Genomic DNA, 3,867 nt, shown 5'->3' with positions numbered 1-3,867 from the left:
TAAGTTGAAAGTTTGAATCTGAGCTTGAGATAAGTTGCTTAAGCCCCGATGCTCAATTAGAACACCTTTGGGCTTTCCTGTAGAACCAGAGGTGTAGATGACATAAGCCAGATTTTCAGGTGTTACGTGGCTGATTGGGTTGTCTTGGCTTTGTTGGGTAATTGAATCCGCGTCTTTGTCTAGGCAAATAACAGACAACTGGTGCTGGCGATCGCTGCACTGGGTTCGATCCCCCCAACCCCCCTTAAAAAGGGGGGCTAAAACTGAGTGGGTTAGTAAGATTGATAGCTGAGCGTCTTCCAGCATAAAGTTAAGGCGCTCTTGAGGATAGGTGGGATCTAAAGGTACGTATGCTCCACCTGCCTTGAGGATGCCCAACAGTCCAACTATCATTTCCACAGAGCGCTCTAGGCAGATGCCGACGAGAACTTCTGAACTTACTCCTAGTTTTTGCAAGTAATGTGCGAGTTGGTTGCTGCGGTTGTTCAGTTCTCGGTAGGTTAATTGTTCGTCTTCAAAGACTACGGCTATTGCATCAGGTGTCTGCTCTACCTGTTTTTCAAATAACTGATGGAAGCACTCTCTCCTGTTCCCCTGTTCTGAAAAGGGCGGGTTTTGTTGAGAGATGATCTGTTTGCCTCCCAATTGCTCGGCTAAACCCGCCCCTACAAGTTTGCTCCCTCTCCCGATGTTATTCCACTCCATCAGTAGCTGATGCCGATCGCATTCTGTTAAAAGCGGCAAGTCACAAAGCCGCTGCTGGGGGTTGGCGACAATGCCCTCTAGCAGAATTTGGAAATGCCCTAGCATCTGGGTAATCGTGGTGTCATCGAATAAATCAGTGCTGTAAATTACCTGTCCTCTAAATCCATCTGGAGATTCCCACAGATGAAGCTCTAGATCGAATTTAGCGCTTGGGCTATCAAAGTCCAGCTTCGAGAGGGTTAGCTCAGGCAACTCTAGCGCCTTAATGGGTGTGTTCTGTAAGCTGAACGCAACCTGAAACAAGGGATGATGGCTCAAATCGCGCTCTGGATGCAGTTCCTCGACTAGCTTCTCAAAGGGTAAATCCTGATGGGCATAAGCTTCTAGCGCTACTTTCCGGACTCTGCCTATTAGTTCCAGAAATGTTGGGTTGCCTGATAAGTTGGTACGCAGCACCAGACTATTGACAAAAAAGCCAATTAACCGTTCTATTTCACTGCGGTTGCGATTGGCGATCGCAGAACCAACGACAATATCTTCTTGTTGCGTGTAGCGGTAGAGTAAGGTTTGGAATGCCGCTAAGAGTGTCATGAACAGAGTCACCCCTTGGCGCTGCGAGAGTGCTTCTAGTTCCTCACTCAGCTTCTTCGGTAACTCTAAAAATTGCGTTGCCCCTTGGTAGGTTGGAGTTGCAGGGCGGGGGTGAGCGGTAGACAGGTTGAGTACAGGGAGATTGTCTAGCTGCTGCTTCCAGTAAGCAAGTTGCATGTGTAGGGGCGACTCATGAGTCGCCCCTACCTCTTGTAACCATTCGCGCTGCCAGTGGGCAAAGTCTGCATATTGAATAGGCAGTTCGGGCAACGGTGAGGGCTGGTTATTGGCAAAGGCGGTGTAAAGTGCGCCTAGTTCTCGAAGTAGCACGCCAATCGACCAGCCATCGCAGATAATGTGGTGTAGGTTCAGCAGGAGTATGTGTGCTGATGAGTCTAGCTGTAGCAGCATGACTCGCAGTAACGGTTCGGAGGATAAATCGAAAGGATGCGATCGCTCTTCGGTAGCTATTCGTCGGCTTTCAGCTTCCTGTTCTGCTGTGGGTAGAGAGCGCAAATCTACCACATGCAGGGGTATGGTTAAGGTGGGAGCGATTACCTGGACGAGTTGCCCCTCCAGCATCCTAAAAGTGGTACGCAAAACTTCATGGCGACGCACGATTTCATTGAATGTCTGCTCTAGTGCAGCTAGGTTGAGGGAACCCGTCAGGCGAAGTGCTGCGGACACATTATAGAAGGGATTGTCTGGGAATAACTGGTCGAGAAACCACAGCCGCTGCTGGGCAAACGATGCAGGAAAAACAAAGACTTCTGCTTCTTCTGGGGTATTGAGTTTTTCCTCAGCCGTTGTGCGGGAGTTGTCAGCAAGATGCTGGCTCATAAGCTTCTGAACTGGTCGTCTATGCGTGTTGCCATTGTACTGCTCCTTCGTTATTACACTTGTAATAACTACAGCTGCTTGGATTACCGCATATTCTCAAGAATTGGGTTTGGAGTAAATTGCGATCGCTATGACCAAAACACCAACGGAAGTCTCTAAAACCTCTGGACTATACGAGACAGACTTTTATGCCTGGACGATCGAACAAGCTAAATTTCTCAAAGAAGGTGTCTGGGACGGATTAGATATCTCAAACTTGGTTGAGGAGATTGAATCGTTGGGTAAACAACAACGTCAGGAGTTGAGGAACCGTTTGGGGATTTTATTAGGACATCTACTCAAGTGGGAGTTTCAGTCTAGTCATCGTTCTAAAAGCTGGTTGGCGACAATTCGGGAACAGCGTCGTAGAATGAGGGATTTGCTTGAAGAAAGCCCCAGCTTGAAACCTTACTTACCTGAAGTGTTGGAGAAAGCCTATCAGGATGGAGTAGACTTAGCTGTTCGCGAAACTTCTTTAAATTACAGAGATTTTCCCCAAGAGTGTCTTTATAGCTTAGAGCAGGTATTAGACTTCTCGTTTTTCCCAGGTGAGCAACTGGAGTCAGACCCCAACTGGAATAGAGACTAAATATAATACTAGACTTCTGTTTCTTCAGCTTTCAGGTTGTTGCTCTTGCTGTTCGGGAAGCGTCCCAACCTGAAAAACCTGTTTAGCTGTCAATTTTAACTCTGGAAACGCTGGCGACTCACATGGTAATACTTCATGAGTAAGGGGCATGAAAGCAAAGATAACTATCGTTGAAGCTATCGAAGAAGTGATGCTAGCAGCAGGTAAGCCTATGACTGTCACTGAAGTGTATGAGGCGATTATAAGCAAGAACCTCTACACCTTTAAAGCCGATCAACCCATTCAGATTGTTAGAAGTCAGATACGCCGACATTGTAAAGACTTAGATTTTCAATCCGCATCTGATAAAAAGTACTTTGAGTTGCTTCCTGATGGCAAGTATTACGTTTTACAGAAGCCACTTATAGAAACGTCTCTTTCAATCCCAGTTCAACCTTCACCTGATAAGAAAACCGATCTTATTTCCCTAAAGCACCTACATCAAAAGTATGTAGATGAATTTCGGGACAGAGTTCTGGAGGAAATCAAGAAACTAGATCCAATCATATTTGAACGATTTTGTAGAAATTTACTCAAGGCCTACGGTTTTCAAGATGTAGTTGTCACTGGTATTTCAAAAGACGGTGGTATTGATGGTTATGGTCGCCTTAAAGTTGGGTTCACATATTTCAATGTAGCGTTCCAGTGTAAACGATGGACGAGGAGAGCAATAGGAAGACCAGAGATTAATCAATTTCGTGGTGATATTCAAGGACAATATGAGATGGGCATCTTTTTTACTACGGCAAACTTTAGTCCTGAAGCCGAAAAAAACTCGCTTAAGTCTGGTGCTGTACCTGTGGTTCTAATTAATGGATTAACGATTGTAGATATCATGATCGAAAATGAATTCGGGATAGAGACGGAACAGCTACCTGTCTACAACCTTGCGCTAGATCTTGCAGTTGCGGAGGAGAACTAGCGCAGTAAGTAGCGCCTGTTCCAAACGCCCAAACCTCTGATACAGTTTTTACGACTAATTTTGTCCACCTCTGAGTTCACGACACTGACCATATCAGCCAACATCATATTAGACCTTGATGTTTTATGAGCTGAGAGTCTCT

General features: G+C 45.9%; 3 protein-coding genes. 2 read left to right on the top strand and 1 reads right to left on the bottom strand.

Going from position 1 to position 3,867, the window contains the following annotated elements:
* Positions 1-2,136 (bottom strand): non-ribosomal peptide synthetase (locus V6C93_RS27440; RefSeq protein WP_333479846.1); only part of this gene is annotated, 2,136 nt, incomplete at its 3' end.
* A gap of 130 nt (positions 2,137-2,266) precedes the next feature.
* Between V6C93_RS27440 and V6C93_RS27435 the strand changes: the two genes are divergently transcribed.
* Together V6C93_RS27435 and V6C93_RS27430 are read left to right on the top strand one after the other, a co-directional pair.
* The gene (locus tag V6C93_RS27435) at positions 2,267-2,764 is read left to right on the top strand and encodes a DUF29 domain-containing protein (protein ID WP_333479845.1); all 498 of its coding nucleotides are present in this window, start codon (positions 2,267-2,269) and stop codon (positions 2,762-2,764) included.
* A 148-nt stretch (positions 2,765-2,912) separates the two neighbouring features.
* Positions 2,913-3,725: a restriction endonuclease gene (locus V6C93_RS27430; protein WP_333479844.1), complete on the top strand. Its 813-nt coding sequence runs from the start codon at positions 2,913-2,915 to the stop codon at positions 3,723-3,725.
* Positions 3,726-3,867: the final 142 nt, after the last annotated feature.

The organism is Allocoleopsis sp. (assembly GCF_036703385.1).
Taxonomy (GTDB): domain Bacteria; phylum Cyanobacteriota; class Cyanobacteriia; order Cyanobacteriales; family Coleofasciculaceae; genus Allocoleopsis.
This window is presented reverse-complemented; position numbering and strand designations above follow the sequence as displayed.